At 42.4% G+C, this 21242-nt stretch carries 17 protein-coding genes and 2 pseudogenes; 2 read left to right on the plus strand and 17 right to left on the minus strand.

Going from position 1 to position 21242, the window contains the following annotated elements; genetic code table 11:
* Window positions 1-109: 109 nt before the first annotated feature.
* The 10 genes from NYE25_RS08035 to NYE25_RS08080 form a co-directional block, all read right to left on the minus strand.
* Window positions 110-628, minus strand: coding sequence for a GNAT family N-acetyltransferase (locus tag NYE25_RS08035; RefSeq protein ID WP_341055687.1), 519 nt, complete (start codon window positions 626-628; stop codon window positions 110-112).
* On the minus strand, window positions 628-1830 hold the full coding sequence (locus NYE25_RS08040) for a Gfo/Idh/MocA family protein (RefSeq protein WP_339286958.1): 1203 nt from the start codon (window positions 1828-1830) through the stop codon (window positions 628-630). The genes NYE25_RS08035 and NYE25_RS08040 overlap by 1 nt, the downstream gene beginning before the upstream one ends.
* Window positions 1827-2687 (minus strand): metallophosphoesterase family protein, encoded by an 861-nt coding sequence (locus NYE25_RS08045; RefSeq protein WP_339286959.1) that lies wholly within the window; start codon window positions 2685-2687, stop codon window positions 1827-1829. Before NYE25_RS08045 ends, NYE25_RS08040 begins: the two co-directional genes overlap by 4 nt.
* 12 nt (window positions 2688-2699) lie before the next feature.
* Window positions 2700-3536, minus strand: a complete 837-nt coding sequence (locus tag NYE25_RS08050) for a carbohydrate ABC transporter permease (protein ID WP_341147699.1) — start codon at window positions 3534-3536, stop codon at window positions 2700-2702.
* Window positions 3537-3620: 84 nt separating this feature from the next.
* A complete protein-coding gene (locus tag NYE25_RS08055; protein WP_042189146.1) occupies window positions 3621-4511 on the minus strand; it encodes a carbohydrate ABC transporter permease in 891 nt (296 codons plus the stop codon).
* Between the two features lie 103 nt (window positions 4512-4614).
* A complete protein-coding gene (locus tag NYE25_RS08060) occupies window positions 4615-5985 on the minus strand; it encodes an ABC transporter substrate-binding protein (protein ID WP_341145632.1) in 1371 nt (456 codons plus the stop codon).
* Window positions 5986-6018: 33 nt separating this feature from the next.
* A complete protein-coding gene (locus NYE25_RS08065; RefSeq protein WP_076300873.1) occupies window positions 6019-6909 on the minus strand; it encodes a DUF6923 family protein in 891 nt (296 codons plus the stop codon).
* Window positions 6910-7047: 138 nt separating this feature from the next.
* Window positions 7048-7902: an AraC family transcriptional regulator gene (locus NYE25_RS08070; RefSeq protein WP_052404329.1), complete on the minus strand. Its 855-nt coding sequence runs from the start codon at window positions 7900-7902 to the stop codon at window positions 7048-7050.
* 186 nt (window positions 7903-8088) lie between these two features.
* Complete coding sequence (locus tag NYE25_RS08075; RefSeq protein WP_341061091.1) at window positions 8089-9870, minus strand: methyl-accepting chemotaxis protein; 1782 nt, start codon at window positions 9868-9870, stop codon at window positions 8089-8091.
* Between the two features lie 162 nt (window positions 9871-10032).
* Window positions 10033-12144, minus strand: coding sequence for a glycoside hydrolase family 52 protein (locus NYE25_RS08080; protein WP_341145633.1), 2112 nt, complete (start codon window positions 12142-12144; stop codon window positions 10033-10035).
* A gap of 173 nt (window positions 12145-12317) precedes the next feature.
* Between NYE25_RS08080 and NYE25_RS08085 the strand changes: the two genes are divergently transcribed.
* Window positions 12318-13277 (plus strand): AraC family transcriptional regulator, encoded by a 960-nt coding sequence (locus tag NYE25_RS08085; protein ID WP_341145634.1) that lies wholly within the window; start codon window positions 12318-12320, stop codon window positions 13275-13277.
* A gap of 316 nt (window positions 13278-13593) precedes the next feature.
* On the opposite strand, the gene fabZ is transcribed toward NYE25_RS08085, so the two are convergent.
* From fabZ to NYE25_RS31265, 7 genes and pseudogenes are all read right to left on the minus strand, one after another.
* Window positions 13594-14004, minus strand: coding sequence for a 3-hydroxyacyl-ACP dehydratase FabZ (gene fabZ / locus NYE25_RS08090; RefSeq protein ID WP_341147700.1), 411 nt, complete (start codon window positions 14002-14004; stop codon window positions 13594-13596).
* Window positions 13908-14887: pseudogene (locus tag NYE25_RS08095) on the minus strand (DUF3626 domain-containing protein). Before NYE25_RS08095 ends, fabZ begins: the two are co-directional and overlap by 97 nt.
* Window positions 14888-15078: 191 nt before the next feature.
* Complete coding sequence (locus NYE25_RS08100) at window positions 15079-16062, minus strand: phosphotransferase (protein ID WP_341145635.1); 984 nt, start codon at window positions 16060-16062, stop codon at window positions 15079-15081.
* Window positions 16063-16393: 331 nt separating this feature from the next.
* Window positions 16394-16987 (minus strand): chloramphenicol phosphotransferase CPT family protein, encoded by a 594-nt coding sequence (locus tag NYE25_RS08105; RefSeq protein ID WP_341147701.1) that lies wholly within the window; start codon window positions 16985-16987, stop codon window positions 16394-16396.
* Between the two features lie 425 nt (window positions 16988-17412).
* Window positions 17413-18051 carry a hypothetical protein gene (locus tag NYE25_RS08110; protein WP_341145636.1) on the minus strand — a complete coding sequence of 213 codons (639 nt, stop codon included), beginning with the start codon at window positions 18049-18051 and terminating at the stop codon, window positions 17413-17415.
* Between the two features lie 153 nt (window positions 18052-18204).
* Window positions 18205-18756 carry a glutathione peroxidase gene (locus tag NYE25_RS08115; RefSeq protein ID WP_341145637.1) on the minus strand — a complete coding sequence of 184 codons (552 nt, stop codon included), beginning with the start codon at window positions 18754-18756 and terminating at the stop codon, window positions 18205-18207.
* 249 nt (window positions 18757-19005) lie between these two features.
* Window positions 19006-20165, minus strand: a pseudogene (locus tag NYE25_RS31265) (MFS transporter).
* 183 nt (window positions 20166-20348) lie between these two features.
* On the opposite strand from NYE25_RS31265, the gene NYE25_RS08130 reads away from it, so the two are divergent.
* On the plus strand, window positions 20349-21209 hold the full coding sequence (locus tag NYE25_RS08130; RefSeq protein ID WP_341145640.1) for a LysR family transcriptional regulator: 861 nt from the start codon (window positions 20349-20351) through the stop codon (window positions 21207-21209).
* The last annotated feature ends 33 nt before the right edge of the window (window positions 21210-21242 follow it).

The following is a 21242-nucleotide window of genomic DNA, read 5'->3' on the forward strand; positions in this document are numbered from 1 at the left end:
TGACTATAGCAGGAATACTTCTTAACGACAACATAATTTTTGAATGCGGCCCCTTCTGAAGCTCCAACATGAATAAGGGGGCATGAAGTCCCCCTAATTATCAACAAATTCAAAGCCTTTGCAGGATTCGTTCCCATCTTCCAGGATGGCTTTCATCCAAGTACACAGGCTGAAATCCTAACTTCAAATAAATGCGGATGGCGGGCAGTCTGAAATCATCGGTTTCTAAACATGCCGCCATTCCCCCTGAATCTCTTATTTTGTGCAAGACAGCTAGACTCACAGCATAGCCGAGACCTTTACCAGAATATTCTGGAAGCACTCCAACCATATGCAAGTACCAGTTCTTATTGTCCTCACTACCCGACTCCCAGGCCGTAGCAGTAGCTACAGGTTGATCCCCGCGGCAAATGAACAACAAGCGATCCGAATACAAGGGTACATGATCACTGATTTTATGAGCAAATTTAACTTCCCTTGTAAAAGAATGGCGTATAAGCTCTTCCCAGTTCCGTTCATCATCCGGCTCGAAATGACGAATTAGATACCCGGTAGGACAGTGAAAAACAGGCAAGTCGGACAGCATTTCTTTTTTCATCACAAGTTTGGAAAGGGCCTGATCCACCATCAATTCCTCACTCTCGTTCTAAAATCAGGAAAGGCTATTGCTTTTCCACCATTCTCTACAGATTCCATAGACAATGTAAACACAGAGCTCCAAGTAACGGCATCATATACGTCCACCGAGGGGGTTCGATCCTCCTGAATGGCAGAAATAAATTCTTCAAGCACCATAAAATCGCCTCCGCCATGTTTCGTCCCAGCTGCATATTCGCCCCATTTCATCCATGTCGGGTGATCATAGAGTGGTTGATAACTGCTTAAAGGCTCCCACATTTCCTCTCCATCCGCTATATTTTTGGGCGAGAGATTCTTGAACCAGATCAAATCCTCTTCGTACTGATGGCGGCCCGTAATATACGCTCCCTCAGTTCCTTGCAGTAAATAATGAGTTTTATTATGCGGTCTAACGGAGGACCAGTCTATACGCAGTTCAATCAGTACACCCTTTTCCGTTTGAATGACCGCAACCGCGCTATCCCCTTGCCGCCAGAATCCCTCCCGTGCTGCTGGATGATCTTTTCCATAATGCTCTCCGAAATAATATTGTAAGGATCTAGATTTGGAAACAAAAGACGAGACGCTTTTTAAGCGATCACCCTCAGGCTTATTGAGGTTAATCCATTGCGCAACTGGACCAATAGAATGTGTCGGATAATTGATCCCGTTATACTGCTGATGTAATTGCCCCCGCCAAGTCAGAGAACCATCCGGATGATGAGTCAAATGACGTAAATCATGGATATATCCGCCTTCCAGATAAGTAATTTCACCGAACATGCCTTGATCCGCCATATGTTTAATCGTCAGATTGGAGCGCGAGAAGCAGTAATTTTCAGACATCATATATTTAAGTCCAGTTTGTTCAACAGTTTCGATAAGCTCCCAAGCTTCCTCTAAAGATTGGATCGAAATCACTTCGCTTAGGACATGCTTACCCGCTTTTAAAGCATCAATAGATTGTCTGGCATGCAAATGCATGGGGCTTAAGATAAACACCGCATCTATCGCCGAATCTTTTAACATTTCATGATAATCCCGATACGTTCGGATTTCCGGGAATTTCTCTTTCCATTGGTTAAGTACCCACTCATTCAAGTCACAAGTGGCGGTCAGATGTATCCGATCCGATAGAGAGTACAGTGCATTCATAAAACTGGCTCCGCGATTTCCACCTACGATCGCTAATCTTACTGGCTGACGATTCATTGCTGGTCCACCTGCTTTCTATCCATTTGAAGTCGATTGATGATTAGCTCCTGATCTCTTGTCTCCCCTTCAGCCTGCGGATATTTTTCATAATCAAAAATGCTGAAGGTAAATAATGAAGACCATTTACTCAATTGCTCGCTTGCCAGATTCACCATCTCTAACCTGATTTCATCTTCAAGCACAGTAAGGATTCGAGCAGCAGGAATATCCAGGATGGAGGCTGTTTGAATGAAATGCCAGTTTTCTTTTCTAACGATAGAATGCACATGATTATGCCCGTTGAAATAGAAACCCACACCTTGCCATTGCTTCAATATCGGCCAAATGTCTAAGCTGGGATCCAGTGACATCATTGGCTCAGTTGATCTGGCCGTCGTATTATACAAGGGATGATGACCGAAGACGAATAAAGGCTTTTCCGATTTCCGCTTCATTTGTGCTTCGAGCCAAGTCAGCTGTTCATCATCAAGTGTTCCGCTCCAATCGTCACGATTTTCCCGTGCGGTATCCAGCAAAATAATGATTGCATTCGTCTCTTCAATCACACTGTATCGCTGCTGCCGGGTGACGGAAAGGATTTCTTCCTTAGGATAAGTGTACGTATCATGATTACCAAGAACATGTAGAAAACGTCTAGAATGCTTGCTGTCCTTAATCTTACCCATGATATAATTAAATTCGCTAAATTCTCCTGCGTGCACCATATCTCCCACGGAAATATGATAATCGGCTGGGATGGACAAGAATAGATTCATAAATTGCTCATAAAAAGCATCTCGTGCCTCTTTAATCAAAACCTTGTTGTTTAACAATTCGTCCGGGTAATGTAAGTCCCCAATAATCGCCAGCCTCATAAATGCCTCCTCCTAACCTTTAATGCCAGAGCTCATAAAACTACCTATCACTTGCCGCTGGAACAATAAAAATCCAATCATTAAGGGTGCCGAAACAATCAACGTAGCCGCGCAGACATCAGACCACTGTGCACCCGACTCTGTGGCTTTTGCGAACATCGCCAAGCCTACAGTTAATAAGCGATTCTCCTCCGAATTGGTTACAATAAGGGGCCACAAGAAATCATTCCAATGAAAGCTGACCGACACGATCGCAAAGGACACATAAATCGGGCGTGACAGTGGGACATAGATTCTTGAAAGAATATGCAGGCGTGAGGCGCCTTCCACCCGGGCAGCTTCATCCAGCTCATAGGGTAATTGCTTGAAGGATTGCCTTAACAGAAACACTCCAAAGGAGGAGGCAAAGTAAGGTAGCATAATCCCCAGCTTGGTGTCCAGCAGACCCATTTCGTTCAACACCTGATAGTTGGAAAAGATAAGTACATCCGGCGGCACCATAATTTGCACCAAAAATAACATGAATAACAGATCTTTTCCGAAGAATCGTACCCGTGCGAACGCATAAGCAGCCTTCGTCATTGTAACGAGTTGCACAGCAAGCACAACACCGCACACAAGCAATGTATTCATGAAAAATCGTCCAAAAGGCGCTCCATTCCAGACATGAATCAAATTCACAAACGTGAAGTCCCAAGACCATCCCGCATCGATAGCGACGTCTTTGGGTAGAAAAGCCGTTCTGACCACCCATAGGAAGGGAATGATCCAAGCCGCGGCAAACGTAAATCCAACCGCATGCCACAGTATCTGCCCGATTCGGCGCTTCGTTCTTTCGGAGTTCAGCATGCGCTCCTCTTCTAAAGCTTTGCGTGTATTCTGCCTTAATACTAAGGGCAGCTTTAGTGGATTATCCTCCATGGATTCCACCTCCTATTCATAATGGATTTTCCGATCCCAGCCAAAAAACTGCAAAGAGGAAATCAGGAGCAGCAGCACGATCATTACTACTGTCATCGATGCGGCCATCCCTTGATCGTAGAAATTAAAGGTGGACTCGTAGATATAATAAAGCAGCAGATTGCTTGCATTATTCGGACCGCCCTTTGTCATAATCCAGAGATGGTCTACCAGCTTAAAAGAATTGGTTATCGCCACAACAGCCACGAACAACGTAGTCGGCATCGTGAGCGGAATTGTGATTCTGCGGATGGAAGTGAATGTACCGACTCCGCTTACTGCAGCCGCTTCATATAAATCCTTGGGAATCTGCTGCATTCCTGCTAAATAAAAAATCATAAAATATCCGGCTTCTTTCCAAATCATCATAATGACTAATGCACCCATCACCGTATCAGGTGTTCCCAGCAAATTCACAGGCTGATCCGCGATCCATGAAGCCAGTCTGGCAAAGAGCCCAAAATGAGGGGTATACAGAAACAACCAGATGTTCGCCACAGCGATCATCGGGATCATATTCGGATAGAAAAATGAAAGACGTGCCAGTCCCCGCCCTTTTATCGCCTTGTCGGCAAACAGTGCCATCAAGAAAGCCAAAGCTAATGAAGTGGGTACTGTGCCAATGGCGAACCATATATTGTTACTGAACACCTTCATAAAGACATTGTCGTGCAATAGATTAGCGTAATTGTCAAAACCGACGAACAGAGGCTCAGGAGTCGCCAAATTTTTCTCATAAAAGCTAAGCCAGAACGATTTAAACATAGGGTAATAAGTAAACAAGCAAAGAAAGAGCAGCGAAGGCAACACTAGTCCCCAGCCGAATCCGTTTCGTCTAAGCCTCTCACTCCATCCGGCATTCATACCATTCAATCCTTCCATGATTAAGGTTTCTACGATTAATGAATAAAGTAATGACGCCAGAACAAGCTATCGAGCCGTCCTGGCGTATTCCATACCTCAAAGCTTACTTATTGAAGGGAGCAAGTGCCTGTTCTGCTTCTGCTTGAGCCTTTTTAAGTGCACCTGCTGCATCAATCTCTCCTGCCAATGCCGCTTGAATCTGGTTCGTAATTGCCGTCGATACTTTACCATGATTATGAGTGGACAATTCCCGAAACGCATATTCCAATTGATCTCTCGCTACCAATGCTTGCGGGAAATCCGCCGTATACTTCTTCATAGCATCTGTATCGTATGCGGATTTTCTTACGCCAACATAACCGGATGAGCTGCTAAAGAGGGCAGCTTGTTCTGAAGCCGTCATGTATTTGGCAAATTCCCAAGCTGCAGCTTGTTTTTCAGGAGATGTGTCCTTGAAAATATACAGGTTACCTCCCCCAGTAGGTGATCCAAATTGCTTTTGTGCGGGTGGGAACGCCACGCCGAATTCGAACTTCGCGTTATTTTTTACATTGGTTAAGTTGCCGCTTGTATGCATCATCATGGCTGTTTTGCCTTGAATGAAATCTGTCGGAACGGTTGCCCAATCAATAACACCTTCCGGCATCGCCTTGTATTTACGGGACAAATCTAACCAGAATTGCAATGCCTCCACATTCTCCGGCGTATCGAACATCGCTTTTTTGCCATCGGAGGACATTATGTTTTGCTTCGGATCGGAAGCATTTTGCCGTGCAAGCATTTGAAACATCCAATACGAATCATCATTGCCCGGAATTTCCAGCCCCACGTGACCGTCTTTGTTCAGCTTCTTAGCATAGGTTACAAGCTCATCCCATGTAGTGGGTGGTTTCTCTGGATCAAGTCCTGCGGCTTTGAACATTTCTTTGTTGTAGTACATAACAATCGTGCTCCGCTGAAAAGGCAGGCTGTAAGTTTTACCTTCAGACTGTGTATCCTCTACAAAGGCGGGATAAAAATCAGCCATCTGAATATCCGTGTCCTTTGCAATAAAATCATCCAGCGGAATGATTGCATTCATATCGAGCATACTGTACAACTCTGTTGACATCATGACCGCGACATCCGGTGGCTGTTTGGCCTGCACACCTGCTTGAATTTTCACGGTATTGTCACCGTAATTACCTGTGTACACGGGATTAACCTTAATTTCCGGGTACTGCTCCATGAATGCACTAGCCATCCCATCGATTACTTTTGTAAGGGGACCACCAACATTAACCGGATAATAAAATGTAATTTCCACCGGCTTAGTGACTGGAGTCTCTGTGGATTCCGGAGTTGCAGCGATTGCTGTGGGTTGAGCGGTATTTTCTTTGGCTTCAGCCGTACTGTTATTAGATTGTCCGCAGCCCGCTACTGCCAGCATTGAGACGGATAGCAGTGTTAGAATAGTTTTGGTTTGCTTTAGCATTTCTGTTAGCCCCTTTTTTCGCTTGGATTTGAATTAAAATGCATAATGGCGAAAGTTCACACTAATGCGATTCGAGCCTACATCAAGAATATGGAGCTGTGCACCATCAGCGGTAGGCAATACAGCAATTCCTTGGGCTTCAGTACCACTAGGCAGATTGCGATCAAAGGCAACAGATACGTTTCCAGTCTCCGGATCAATCTGATAAACCGTTTGGGTTGCGTTATCCGTAGAAGCATACAGAACACCGTTGTACATTTCGGCACCTTGAATTCGATCAATACTTTGGGAAAGTGGAATGGTTGTGATCACATGCATATCATCAAGACTTAGTACATTCAAGACGCTTGCATTACTCCACTGAGCTGTGTAGACCTGACCGCGAGCAGCATCAACGGCTACCCAAGGCACACCGCCAATATGCAGATTCAACGGTAAAGCATAGGATGTACCCGTATATTTCAAAGTGTTCACATCATAGAGAGCGATGTAAGGATGCTGATAGTTTTTGCCGTCTTCAATAGGAGCGTATATTTTACCGTTATAGTAGGAAATATCACCGATATGGTCTCCACCTTGGGAGGCAATCTCCAGTGGAATAGCCAATTCATTCCGTGCTTTTACGGATTTTCCATCAAGTCCAGTCCGTAAGAGCCCATACGAGGAATTAAAGATCCATGAATTCCCATCTGTAGCCACCCCTTGTCCCCGTTCCAGGGCATCAAGTAACCAGAAGGTTTGCTTAGATACTTCATGCCAAGTTCCAGCAGTTGTAGCTGAAGTCGAAGTTGACTCTGCACTGATTTCTACCTCAGTGTTTACTAGGTTATCCGGTCCGACTGGTGTGGCAGATGCTACTAAAGATAAAGAACTGGTCGTAAGTACCCCCGCGCAAATCAGACTGAATAATCTCTTTAATCTCATGTTTTCTCTCCTCCTAATAAGGTTGTAGTTCGGCATTTGTGCGCCTTACTTCAACCTTATTATAGGAGCTGGCAACAGCTCTCTAATTGAACAAAACACTTCTTTCCTTGAACAAAACTCTCATTTGCAAGAATAAAATCAATAAATCATATGATTAGGTTTGGAGGAGCTTTGATTCGCATACAGCTTTGGGGTTAGGCCGGTTTCTCGTTTGAATAATCTAGTAAAATGACCTTGATCGGCAAAACCAACCTGAGATGCAATTTCCTTCAAACCAATTTTTCCGGAACGAATAAGAAATTTAGAACGTTCGATTCTCAGGCGAATTAAATAATTATGGGGAGTATATCCTGTCTGTTGTTTAAAAATCCGAATAAAATGCGACTGGCTCATATTAGCCATGCCAGCGAGATCAGTCAGTTGAATCTCATCTTCTAAACGCTCACGCATAAATTGAATGACCTGAAATATTTCTTGATTGGCTGGCGTTTTTCGGTTTGAATGCTGGGGAATCACTGAAGAATAGTGTTGTAACAAGTGAATAATTAACATGTTGGATAAAGAGTCGCTATATATTTTTCCTTTGGCACCACCATTCTGTAATTCCTCCAGCATCCAAAGCCCTAATTGCAGTAGCTTGGAATCCTTGACATGAAATTTGCGGTCCAACTGGATATGGCCTTCCTTTAGATAACCAGATTCACGAGCAATCTCTTCGAGTACCGCTGGCGTAATTTCTATTTTCAAAAAATAGAGCGAGGTTCTGCCCCAAGGGCAAAGAAGGCTCTCATTACAGGGGGTAATATGAATGGTGTAGTAATTTTCGTAGTAGGCTGTGCAGTGAATTCCTATTAAATATTTAGACTCCGAGGATGGGGTGAAAGCTTGCTGTGGGCTATACCATTGCGAAACCTGAAGCTTATCCCAACCAAAAGTATCACTTGCAAGGACAGGCTGAGCAGCTGCAAAGGACGATTCTTCCATTTCTTTCATATTCATCCCCCTTTTCCCTTCAATATAGCAAGCCAGTATACGCTCCGCGTCAATGAGCTGTAAAAGCTATATTAATTTCCTCATAGTATTCAAAAGGTTATTTACGTCAGAACAGCAAAAAAGAGGGGTTAATTCCCCTCTTTAATATTTTACATATTCTATTTCTGTAACTCTAAGTCTGAACATCTATTCCAATTTAAACTGATTTACTAAAGCACGCATCTCATTTGAACCCTCTTGGAGCTTGCGAGCAGATGCGGCAATTTCCTCCATAGATGCAAGCTGCTCCAGAGTGGCAGCAGATACTGTCTGTGCAGCCGAAGCTGAGTGCAATGAAACCTGCTCGACCTCCATCACCGCAGCAGATATTTGTTCGGAGCCCGTGTACATCTGTTGTGCAGCGGTCGAGGATTGCTCCACCTGATCTACGATGGTCCGGGTGGCCTGCAAAATGCGTTCAAATGCTTTACCCGTATCATCAATCGCTTGAACCCCTGCTGCGACTTCATTTTGGCCTTTACTCATCGAATGATGGGCATGACCTATACTCGTAATAATTTCTTCAACCATGACTGAAACCCTTTCAGCTGCTTCACTTGTTTGTCCTGCCAGCTTACGGACTTCACTAGCTACCACTGCAAATCCTCTGCCTTGTTCTCCTGATCGAGCAGCTTCAATTGCCGCATTAAGCGCTAATAGATTCGTTTGCTCAGATATTCCTTTAATAGTACTGACGATGGTGCCTATTTGTTGAGACTGGTCATTTAAACTAGTAACGGTGATCCCTAAATCAACAACAGTATTACTTACTGCGTTCATTTGCTCGGAAGAGTTAATGATAAGGCTGTTTCCTTTATCAGCCTCTTCCAGTGTTTGCATCGACAGCTGATAGGCATGTGTAGAGGCTTCAGCTACTCGCTGAATCTCTTTTACCATCTCCTCCATCGATTGGGAAGTCTCCTGCGTTGAGGAAGCTTGTTTCTCACTATTGTTCGCCACTTCAGTCATTGAGGATGAAGTCTGAACAAGTGCCGCTGTGGTTTCACCTAACGTTGAAGACAACTGTTTGGAGGAAGAAGCTAATAACTCCGAGCTTATAGTTAAATTCCCAACTAATTCCCGAATATTACCCGATAATTGATTAAAGCTGATTCCGAGCTGTCCGATCTCATCCCGATTGCGCACAGTCAATGCTTTACCGCTTAGATCCCCTTGAGCGATCCGTTCAGCTTCACGGGCTATGCGTACAATCGGTCTTGAAATATGTTGTGCAAATATGTATATTACAGCAATTCCGATGACAACGCATACAATCAATGTAGTAATAATTCCCTTTAGAATGGTTTGTTGCCCGGTATTATAGTCTTGCATATAAGAGCCTGCTGCTACGACCCAGCCCCAAGAGGGCGATAGTTTAGCATAAGATATTTTCAACGCTTCTTCTCCTACAGCGTTTCCAGTACCATCCGATTTAGGTAGCGGCCATTTATAGTAAGTAGCTCCACCACCGTTCTGTGCTGCTTTAATCAAATCCTGTATGTAAAAAGTACCGTTTGAGGTTTGTTTATCCCAAATATTATCTCCCTCTAGTTTGGGATGAGCAAGCAGTTCCCCCTTGTTATCTAATATAAAGAAGTAGCCGTTTGGACCCAAATCAATTGATTGATTAATAGGCCGAGTACCATCCTCATTTTTGTTTCCAAGTAGTAAGGTCCGTACTTGCTCTTGGGCTTCCACTTCAGTCAACTGCCCCGATTGAACGGAATTTTCCAAATTCTCAATTAAGGCGACAGCCAGGTTTACGCTTGAACTCAGTTTACTCTCAATGAGCTGATTCGTTTCTTTGACTGAAATCTGATAAATAACTGCTCCTAATATTCCGATGGGAAGAATTAGTAGTGTGAGTGACATCATGAGCAGTTTTTTCCGAATTGTTAGTCGCAACCTTGTACGTGTAACTTTTACCATATACACCGCTCCGCATCCTATTAGAATTAATTACAAATTAATACTATAGTACTAGTTTTGGGAATATAAATCAAAAAAAGAAATTCATAATTTAACAAAAAAAAGCAAACGCCCCCCTAATAAGAGGTCCGTTTGCCATTTATTCAATGAAACTCCAAATCCCTACTTCTCATCCAACCACAATATCGCTGTTACTCCACGAGGATAATATTTACTGCCCGTAATCTCCCCGGAAATAATTTGATCACTCCAGCTGAAGATCGATAATTCTGAATGGGTAAGCCATGCCACGTGAGCGCGATCTGCTGCCGCTCCGCGTTCATCCCATTCCAGTCCCAGAATGTTGCGGGCGATGAACTGCGAGAGATAGATTTTGCTAAGCCAGCTGTTATTGCTAGTGGATGAGATTTTCCAACCGCCGTCATCAAATAAACAAACGCCCGGCTTCAACACCGCATGAAGATGTTTGTCGAGTGCGCTGATATATGCGGCGAATCGTCCATTGCGATCAAGAGCTTCTTTACAACCCGTATAGTATGGGAATACAAGACCCTCGATAGCTGGAATGATCTTGGAGTCGTTACCTTCTCCAATCACAGCCGGGATATATCCATCTGCTGTAACGCTTGCCACCATCGTTGCGGCGCATTTCTCTGCCCCTGCCCCTGCTGTTTTGGACAGCTCCGCACGCTCATACTCTGCAAATATTTTCTCCATAGCTAAGTAAGCCGCCCAGCATTTTCCTGCCAAGTAAATATTGTTGCGAGCCTGACCTAAAGAGACATCCAGACTGTCATAGGTAGTAATCTCTGCTCCACCCATCGTACGTGAGCTATCTAGCGCCATAACACCGGTTCTTTGCTCAGGATCTGGATGATCCCGATTTAACATACTATCCAAGCACTTCTCCAAGATACTCAGATTACGTTCCATCCAGCTCCGATCACCCGTGTGCTCAAGATAAGTTGCCGCACTCAGCACCCAGTTTACCAATTGTTCATGTGTCATATGAGAGAAGCAACCATCAATGCCATATAACTCATAGGAGGAATAGCCCGGACGTGAAACTACGTTGGCTACACCCATATCATGTGTGAAGCTAATCCCACCTGGATACTCTGTATCATCCCCAGGGAAACGCACCGTATCTTCATAGCTGAATCTTTCTACGAACATATCCAGCTCATTACGAACCGTCCAAGGATTCAGACGCAGCTCGTAGAATAACTGATCGACGGTCAGATCAAAGGTATTCATCATCCGGTATTCGCCTTCGTTGACGATCCAGAATGGCTTATTCTTGTAGTCCAGCAATTGCGTGGAGCCATAATAACTACGAATCGCATGCGCTAGCATAAAGGTTTGATCTTCGGATAATTTTGCATGATTAAACATCTCGTTAGCCTTCTCCGCTGCTTGTTTAAGAACATCGAATTTAGCTAATGCATATTCGGCTACTGCCTCAACATTGTTGAAATAGCGATTATAGTAATAGGAAGCATCCATACCAGAGGTAACATAACCCGAACGGTGAAAACAAATCGCAAACCGGTACGTTTCTTTTACTCCGGCTGGAACATCCATGATTAAAGCACCCACGCGACCCAGTCCAAAGGTCCAATTTTCCTGAAGCTCCTCACTTAGAATATCCTCCATCGTGAAATGAAGTGCGGACTTTGTAGTGCCTTTCTCGGCAGCAATCGCAATAAATCTTCCTTGTCCAACGCCTGTAATTTCAGATGACACATCATCCAGTCTTCTCATTCCGCTATACACATCTGTTCCCTGAAAACCAAAGAACGCGCGACGTGAGGTAGCTGATGAGGTGTTATCCACTTCGAGCTCAACCAGTACTGCTGGCAGCAACACTTCCTTCATTTCTTCCACAGACGCAGTTTCAGGATCTGGTACTGATCGAACTGGCGAGAGAATCCGGAAGGTCAGATCCCCCGCACTCCAGCTGTCTGTAGCTACTTGAAAATCTCTAGAAATCTCACGATCTTGAAAAGGGAACAGAATATTCTCCTTGTCTGGATTGGGGTCTGGATTCTCGATGTCATAGCGTTTGCTCTCGTCATCTCCGCCAATCTCGTGAAATGGTAGTGTGTCATACCCTTTCCCATCAGTGCGTTCTAATCCTATGAATATATTCTGTCTAGGAGGTTTGGCCATCTCCAAATCGAAACCACCACTAGCTCCTTTAAATCCTAAGGTAAAACTCGCAAATGCACCGATCGGTGAATGATGAGCATTAAAGAATTTATTATGTGACATAAATAAATGCACTCCCTCCAACATGATCCCGGATACTTCCGGGCTATATATCCATGTTATCGATATTTCTGGAAGTGCAACAGGGCTAAAGCCTTCTATTATTTGGGCAAATCAAACATCGATAACAACCTATGATATAATTAAGCCAAATTTTATTGTAAAAGAGGATTGAAATGATCTCGAATGATCCCGCCTTCCATAATTCTATTGACGGTCAGATGTCACCAGACATTCAAGCAGCCTTTCATATCTTCGCCGCACATTGGAGAAAAGTAAATTTGGATTGGCAATATCCTGTACACACTCATCCGATGTTTGAGATTAATATTGTCCTTCAAGGTGAGCAACAAATGACGGTAGGCAATAAGTCTTTTATACAGAAAAGCGGCGATATTTTATTCATTCGTCCCGGTGTTGAGCATAGTAGTATGGGTTCAAATACTGACTGTGACATGACTTATTACTGCCTGCATTTTGATATTGATGACCTGATTTTGCGGCGTGCCTTACTTACAGCAGATGCTGTTAGTCTCAGCGGGAACACCCCCGAACTGCTGGCCATCCGTTCCGCGCTAGATGTAATCATTAACTCTTCCATCTTGTCAGAGTCTAAAGACACACATAGAAATCGCTTGGTCACACTGCATGCTTCACTGCAGCTTCTGACCGCGCTCAGCGGTTGGGTGCTTTCGGAAATGCCTCTCCCATCAGATACAGAAGCTACAGAAAATACAGTTGCACTGGCTAACGCTATTGAAGGACTATTGCAGGAATCCGTCTCCACCGCTGCCAGCACAGGCGAAAGAGGTGGCGGTATTGAGAATATTGCAGCAAAGCTTGGATACAGTACAACACATTGTAATCGTGCTTTTCATCAAATCTATGGGATGTCACCAAGGCAATATTTATCCCGCTTAATCATTCGACACGCCAAACTGCTGCTGATGGATAATAGTCTATCTGTCGAATCGGTTGCTCAACGACTGGGGTACCGTGATGTGTCCCATTTCAGCAAGCAATTCAAACGCTGGACAGGTCTCCCGCCAATGGGGTATCGCCGTTTAACTGCGAATCCGAATTCGCTTAAAAAATCAAACACAAACACAAACAAAATCCCACTGTCCACTAAGTGAGATCTCTCGCCAATAGCGCTCAGAAAGGTGATCGTCGTCTATGGAATTCGTTATATTTTGTTAGTTAATCCAACACGTATTGTGGTTTAGGAAAATCTTTCATAAAGGTTCTAGCATGACGAACAAACTTCCTGCTGCTGACTCAGACCCTTTGATTATTCTGTTTTTTCTTTGAGCGAGTTGTGTAATACAAATTAGACACTTCGTCATATTGATTAATACTTTCTTTTGTATCGTTGTTATATTGTTTCTTATGATAAATCCGATCCATTGACCGGTTATGCTTCTGAAGCTAAACAGACCGTAAGTTTACAACCTAAATCGAACTGAATGCAAACATAATTTCAGATTCACATACCAATTCATTATCTACCATGGCCACTCCCTTTCCTTTGACAATTTGTCCCTTAATTCGAATTACCTCAAATTCAAGAAGGAGTTGGTCTCCTGGTTTTACTTGTCGTTTGAAACGACAATTATCAATACCCGTTAATAAGCCTATTTTATGATGGCTGCTTTCAACGTTGGACATCGCGATTCCACCGACCTGTGCCAGTGCTTCTACAATTAAGACTCCAGGCATAACAGGATAGTCAGGAAAATGACCTAGAAAATAAGGTTCATTAATTGTTACATTTTTAATTCCAACAGCTCTCTTCCCTTCATTAATTTCCAATATCCTATCAACCAAGAGAAATGGATTTCGATGAGGAATAATCTCTTTAATTCCTGAAGCAACTCTTCATAGGCCCCTCTATCGCTCCATACTGCAGGATTACTACTTTAAGCATAATTGTTCTAATACATCTCCTATGTAAGTACCTTTGAACGAAGGATCGGCAACAAGCATTTCTACGTCATCATTTAATATGATATCATCGTGAATCTGGGCTTCAATATAGTGGTCTAGGTTTCGATTGGACTTTCGTTTTGAAGGATCCTTGAATGGTTGTTCGAGATTGTACAACAGATGCTCAATCAACTTCTGCGGTGTCAGATTTTTCTCGCCGATTGCATTATTTCGAATAAATGTATCTTTAAAAATCGCTGCTAAAATGTCATCAAACTCAGCATAAGTGCCTTTTTCCTTGGGATCTTGATGTGAATCCAAATAAGTGTACGTACAGTGATAGGAGACTTTCGGTGAGAGTAGGAAGTAACATGACCCAAACCGCGGAGCCGGTCCATCCGGGTGCAACATTAAAACTAGCGCCCCGTACTTCGGGCGCTGGCTATTCGTCACGCCATCTAACTGATAATCGCCTCCAAACATCTTTTTCTCCCAAAGATCCCGTGATCCGCCTTGATAAGCAGATACGCTGCCATTGGAAATGTGAGTTTCAAACTGACTCTTATAGATCCCCTGCTCGAGCAATGCCTGTGCCACACTTTTCATGTCCGCAATTGGCCGATCAGGATGAAAATGCAGCGCGACCCTCGCGTTTGAAAACCTTAAGCACGGTATCCTCAAATGTACTCCAAGGGATATCTGACAGCTGAAGAACTTCCTTTATTGTCTTTTGAGCTTCGCATTTTCGGGTTCTAGCGTTCTGTGTAATATTTTCAATTGCCAACTGTTGTGAAATTGACAACTCTCTCTTACCTGACATTTACATCACCTTCCTGATACACTCTGGCATCAAGCTTATCAAATATCGCATATTCAATAACTTATCATAATATTCAACTTATCTACCATTCAATCCTGCCCGTTGAGCAGAACAGGCTGCCAATTATGCTGGCAGCCTGTTCTCATGGCGCTATCTTGTCCCGTTAGTAAGAATTAATAATAATATTTCATTTACACAATTTCAAAGTTTCTAAATTCATCAATAAAACCTTCAAGCCAATCATCTGAATAGTCTAAAGCACCAGAGTCACTTTCGATAAAAGCGACATCTAGACTCATCACCCAAAAGCGTCGAGCTATAACAAATAGTTCTATTGCCATTTCATCTTGTGCCGAGAAGTTTCTGACAGATCGGTAACCCGAGATTAACGCATTCCATAAAGGTTCTTTTTGATCCTCTAACTGACGCTTTCTAGCCCGAACTTGTGCCAAATCATATGCACGCCAACCATTAGCAGACCATTCAAAGTCGTAGTGAGTAAAATAGCTTCCTTCTTTGAATGCATTATTATTTCCATGCATATCTCCATGACATAACCCCCAATCCAAGCCTTGTCTAGAAGCAATAAGGATTTGTTCTTTCAATGCATTCGCAAATTCATGTAGAAATGGTACTGCCTCATTTTTTTCACCAATGTAGTTAACAATTCGTTCCAATGGTTGAGTGATGAGAAAATTTGTGTTCAACTCGTATCGCGGTTGGTTTAGAATAACTTGATCCATTGCTGTATGCAGTTCGGCAGCTGATCTTCCAAAGGTAAAGCATGATGCCTCGTCATGAAGTATGTTCTCCGTGCCATTGAGATAGCGAAAAATTACAGCAATTCGCTTCCCTTCTGGTGCATTTAGAACGGTATACAAGCTATTGTCTTTTTTTGCTATGGGTTCCGACACTTTTGTGTCAACAGAGTTAAGGACAATTTTCAATTGAGTTAATAAGGATAACTCATACGCTACATCATTTTCGTTAATTGCAAGGCGGTAAACACGAAGTATGTAAAATCCATTAGAAGTTCGCACCCTGTAAGTATCATTTAATCCTCGTAACCAATACAAACATTCAATCCATTGCCCGATATCATAATGTTTGCTCAAACAGTATTCCAAGTATTTTGGATCTAGGACTGAACGTAAGACAGTAGGTTGTGTATACATCGCATTACTCCTCAATTTTTTCTTGATCATATATCAGTTCATAATCCTAATCAGGTAATGATCAATTGTAAATTTTACTATCTTACTAATTATTTGTATCTATAATAATTAATTATAATCATTTGGGGTTTAAGTGCTTTCGATACCAAAAAAAGCTATCACTACGCTATCCTGCCTGTTAGTTGAATAAAGGCAGCCGATCCATGGATCGGCTGCCCTTATGTCTAATCGAACTATCGTTTCCCGTTAGCTTAATTCCGAAATCCTTCGGGCAAACCGAGAGGCAATAGCCTCAATGCTGGAATATGGTGTTATCTGATGGATACGCCTACTAGGAAACACTAACATTTCTTTTACTTAATTTCTTAAATACCGAGTATTCCTTATTGGACTTAATAAAACTTAATATCTTTTCGGCACATTCTTTTGGATTCATCTCTTCAGTATTTACTTCGAGGTCATATTCATCAAAGCAATATACTTTGCTAAACTGTGAAGCTGCTAGTCCAATTTTTCTATCTCCTCTTGCTTGCTCTCTTCTTATGAGTTCTTCTTTCGAGCATATTACACCTATAAATAACGTAGGCTGATCGAAAAATTGATCAAGAAACTCATTAAACCTCTTGTCATTGTCGATTACGGTATCTACTATTACATTAAAACCCACTTCTGATAACAATTTAATTGTCGAATGGTACACTGAGAATATGGAATCATCAAGTATTTGTGAGACAACTTGATGATCTATTTCTCTTGGAGGTTCATCTGGAAATTTATTATTAATAAAATCATTGTAATTATTAAAAAAATCATCAATTGATAAATGATAAAAAGGAATCTCTTTCTGATTTATCAGTTCAGTCGATATGGAGGTCTTTCCAGAACTTGAAGTTCCATTTAGATAAACTAGTATCCCTTGCTTCAATTTAATCATCCCTTTAAAAACGTATTTTTCAGATAATGTTATAGTCAGAAAGTTCATAAAATTATCCAACTCATAAAATATTCGAGTAACGATTGAACTATCCTGCACGTTAGCTTAATGAAGTGTCCGCTAGTCTAATACTTTATTTTTTTTGGACATCAATATATATAATAATTGGACCAAGCCATCCATCGTCTTTAATTTTTTAAGGTACCTGCAACGTATTTATCTTTTATCTGATTTGAACAATTTTTTTATTCAATTAGCATTTCATTCATCCTCAATTCCAAACAGTACAACAGATGCTTGCTCCACTGGATTTAACTCTATTTTTCGCACTTATTCTGTAAGGATATTCCAAGCTATTTAACTTATTGATGACATTCTGAAGTCCCTATTTTGCTGACTTCTTGAAACAGAAAATTTCAAAGTACTACTCCTAGTTTTAAGAGAACCCGATCCATTTCATCAAAATGTTCTTTGTCGCTTGAAGCATAAATCAAATCAAAACTATCGTCATTATTCATCACCGTTATTATGCTGTCATCGTAATTCCCATAAAATTCGATGCCAATCCAATGCCGAAAGAAAATACCTTTGTTTTTAAAATTTTCACGAATAAAATCCAAGTCGGTTTGTTCAATGGAATAGAACGATTCACAGCCGTATTCAAGAGCGAATACGGTTTGCAAATAGGCCATCGCCTGAAAAAAATCGGTCAATGTTTCAAATTCCATTTTCCATACCTTTTCATCGTAACTCATATAGACAGGGGGATTGGACCTGGATAAATCGTTCCTATGGATTCCCCAGACACAGGCACGCTGATTCTCGCAATAAAAAATTAAATATTCACTATGCTTGAAGTATTGGAATTGCTCGGGCTTGATCAAACTATCTTGCGTATGATTCAGCCGCTCGTCTTTACCGAGTTCCAAATAATAATCTATAAACACCTGGGGCAATTCACCAAAATTATTTTTAATGGTTTGTATCTCGTCATGACTAAACCCGTTTCGTTTCGTAATATGAAACAGCTTTTTAATCATTGTAAAATCAGTCATCCGCATCACACCTTATCCTTGTATAATTTGCTATCGATTGACTTAAGAATATTCCAAGTCAGTCTCCTTAACCATCAAGGGGGCATGTTATATATTTTACCATATCTTTACTCCACTAAGCTGCCCGTTAGCTTAATCACCAATCAGATTCATTTACTTTAAAAGAAGTGATTCAATAAATACCTCTATGTCAAATGGTTCAGTCGTAGTTTCGTATCTACCATATATATGGCCGTTTCGATCGATTAAAAACTTTGAGAAATTCCACTTGATCCCGTCACCGGCATATAAGTCCGGATACTTTTCCAGCAGAAAATCCTGCATCCATTGACCGCCTGATGTCTCAGTATCGAACCCGTGAAATGGTGCTTGCTGTGTTAAATATTGAAATAACGGATGAGCAGACGGTCCCCTAACCTCAACTTTCTCGAATAAAGGAAACTTAACTCCAAAGTTGCTCTCACAATATTCATGTACTTCCGAGTTACTCTCTGGCTCTTTCTCGTTGAATTGGTTACAAGGAAAACCTAGTATTTCAAACCCTTGCTCATGGTGAATTTCGTAAAGCCTTTGAAGATCAGGTAATTGGCGAGAATAGCTGCATCTACTGGCAGTGTTCAGAATAAGCAGAACTTTTCCACGATAAATTGACAATTCAACAGGCTCACCATTAATTGACTTCGCTTGAAAATCATAAATAGACATCAGACCATTCCTCCACGTTATTATTATAAATAACATAATATCGCTACAGGCTTTTATTGGTCTAATATATAAAAGAAATAATCTTTATAGAATGAACCTATAATCCAATATTACCTTAGTATATTGCCCGTTTAATTTACTAGAAAAGAGGAGCTACCATATAGGAAGCTCCTCTACTTATTTCCCCCCAACAAAATCCGATTCTAAATTAATCATGAAAATAGTACATCATCTCAGCTCTTCGGCTTATCATAACTTGCTGGAGAACTTTTTTTTATTTCCAATAGCCATTTGAACGATAATCTGAAGCACGATGATTACAGCCAAACCATAGAATGCTTGAACGAAGCTGCCCGTTGCATCGTGGAGCCAGCCAATAGCTAGCGGCCCAAGCGCACCGAGAATGTATCCACCAGATTGGGTCATTGCGGACCAGCTACTGGCTTCCTGAGCATTGCTTGTTTCATCAATGGGCAACATCAGTGCAATTGGGAACAATCCACCCGCTCCAATACCGAGTGGAATCGCCGCGAGCCAGGGGCTAACGGATATGTTCAGCATCAGGACACCCATCAACTCTAATAGCGCACACCCGACAAGCCAGAATACACGTCTTTGGTAACGGTGTACAAGCATGGGAATGAACAACGTAGAGGGCAGAGATATCAATGTGAATAAGGTTTGGATGTTGCCGGCCGTCTCTTGACTATACCCCTGGCTTTGGATTGCTGGCGCAAGCCAAGCGGTCAACGAGTAGAAGATCGCTGCCATCAGCCCGAAGAATAATGTCAGCATCCAGGCACGCTTGTTGTTCACCGGAAGTGGTGCATTAAGTACACTCGAGATTTTACCGGATTGTCGATCTATGCGCGCAGACCAGGCTAATCTCAACCAGATCGGCAATGCAATGGCTGAGAGAAATGCCCATACAGCCAACGAGCCCCTCCACGAACCACCCAGCGTATGCTGAATCCCACACTAATGCTGGCCCCCATCACCATCGCTGTAGAGTAGATACCCACCATAGCTGCCACTCGGTCAGGGAAGTACTGCTTAATGAAGCTGGATAATAGCGGCCCTGCCAATGCTATTCCTACTCCGGACAGAAAAGAAGTGAACATCATCAATGGAGTTGTACCAACAAACCATCGTAATCCCGTACCTAACCCAATGAGGATTAAAGCCAAAACAATTGCGCCCTCATTTCCCCACTTTCTGCTTAATCTTACGGAGAACGGAGCAAATATGCCCATACATAATACCGGAAGTGTGGTTAACAGACTGGCGGTAATCCCGCTTATACCCAGATCATTCTGTACGGTGCTCATTAGAGGTGAAATGGATGTAATGGGTGGTCGTAAATTCAGTGAAGCCAGGATAAGCGCCAGGACGATATAAAAAAGTTTCATTATGAATCACCTCATGGTAGTAGTATCGTTACATTCACCCATCATCCTATTTGTTAACGACAGATCGTTGGGTGGTGCATGATTAAGTATAGAATCATTAGAATGATTGAACAATACTATAGTTTCTATTAAAATGATTACTAAAACCAATGATTAGAGGGTATTCATATGGAGATTCGTCAGATGGAAAACTTCATTGCGGTGTGTGAGGAGCTTCATTTTACACGAGCAGCTGAGAAACTCGGCATATCTCAACCTACGTTGAGTCAACAAATACGCGCGCTCGAGGATGAACTCGGTGTTCCCTTATTTGACCGAGTCGGCAAAAAGATTGTGATGACCCAGGCAGGAAATCTGTTTCTGGAGCACTGTGTACAGATGATTCGGCATTTACAGAATACCCAGGATGCGTTAGCTGAATTCCGCAATGATCAACGAGGTCGGTTGGTAATTGGTGTTCTCCCTTCCGATCTGGACTATCGGCTCACCCCATTGCTCGTGAATTTTCATGCACGATTCCCCAAGGTACAACTAAAGGTTATCTCTTCGATCTATGTCTTGAATCAAGTGCTGGATAATGAAGTAGACATCGGCATCGAGATCACGTCTGCTCCTGATGATCGGCTTGTACGCATTCCTTTGTGCAGTGAAGAATATGTACTCGTCGTTTCCGAGAATCATGATTGGGCTGAACGAAGCACGATTGGAATCCAAGAACTGCGAAATATCCAAACTGTGATGTTTCCCGAAGGATTTACAGGCAGAGAACTGGTTGATGGCTATTGCCGTAAATATGGATTCAGTTTAAATACGATCATGGAGACCAGTTCGGCTACTTCCATTATTAGCTTGGTTAAAGCCAACGTCGGAGGAACATTGCTGCCTTATCGTTTGATCCAAGCGATGAATGAACCAACACTACGCTGCATCCGAATTACAGACGATCCGCCATACCGTCACTTTGAGATCATTTATAGGTCCGACCGTTTTCTGACAAAATCGGCCAAGGCATTTATTGAGAAAACTATCGAGTATTTCAATTAAGAGTGAGTTGTGAAAGAGATTAGCTTCTGCTGC

This window comes from Paenibacillus sp. FSL E2-8871, assembly GCF_038000345.1.
Taxonomy (GTDB): domain Bacteria; phylum Bacillota; class Bacilli; order Paenibacillales; family Paenibacillaceae; genus Paenibacillus_AQ.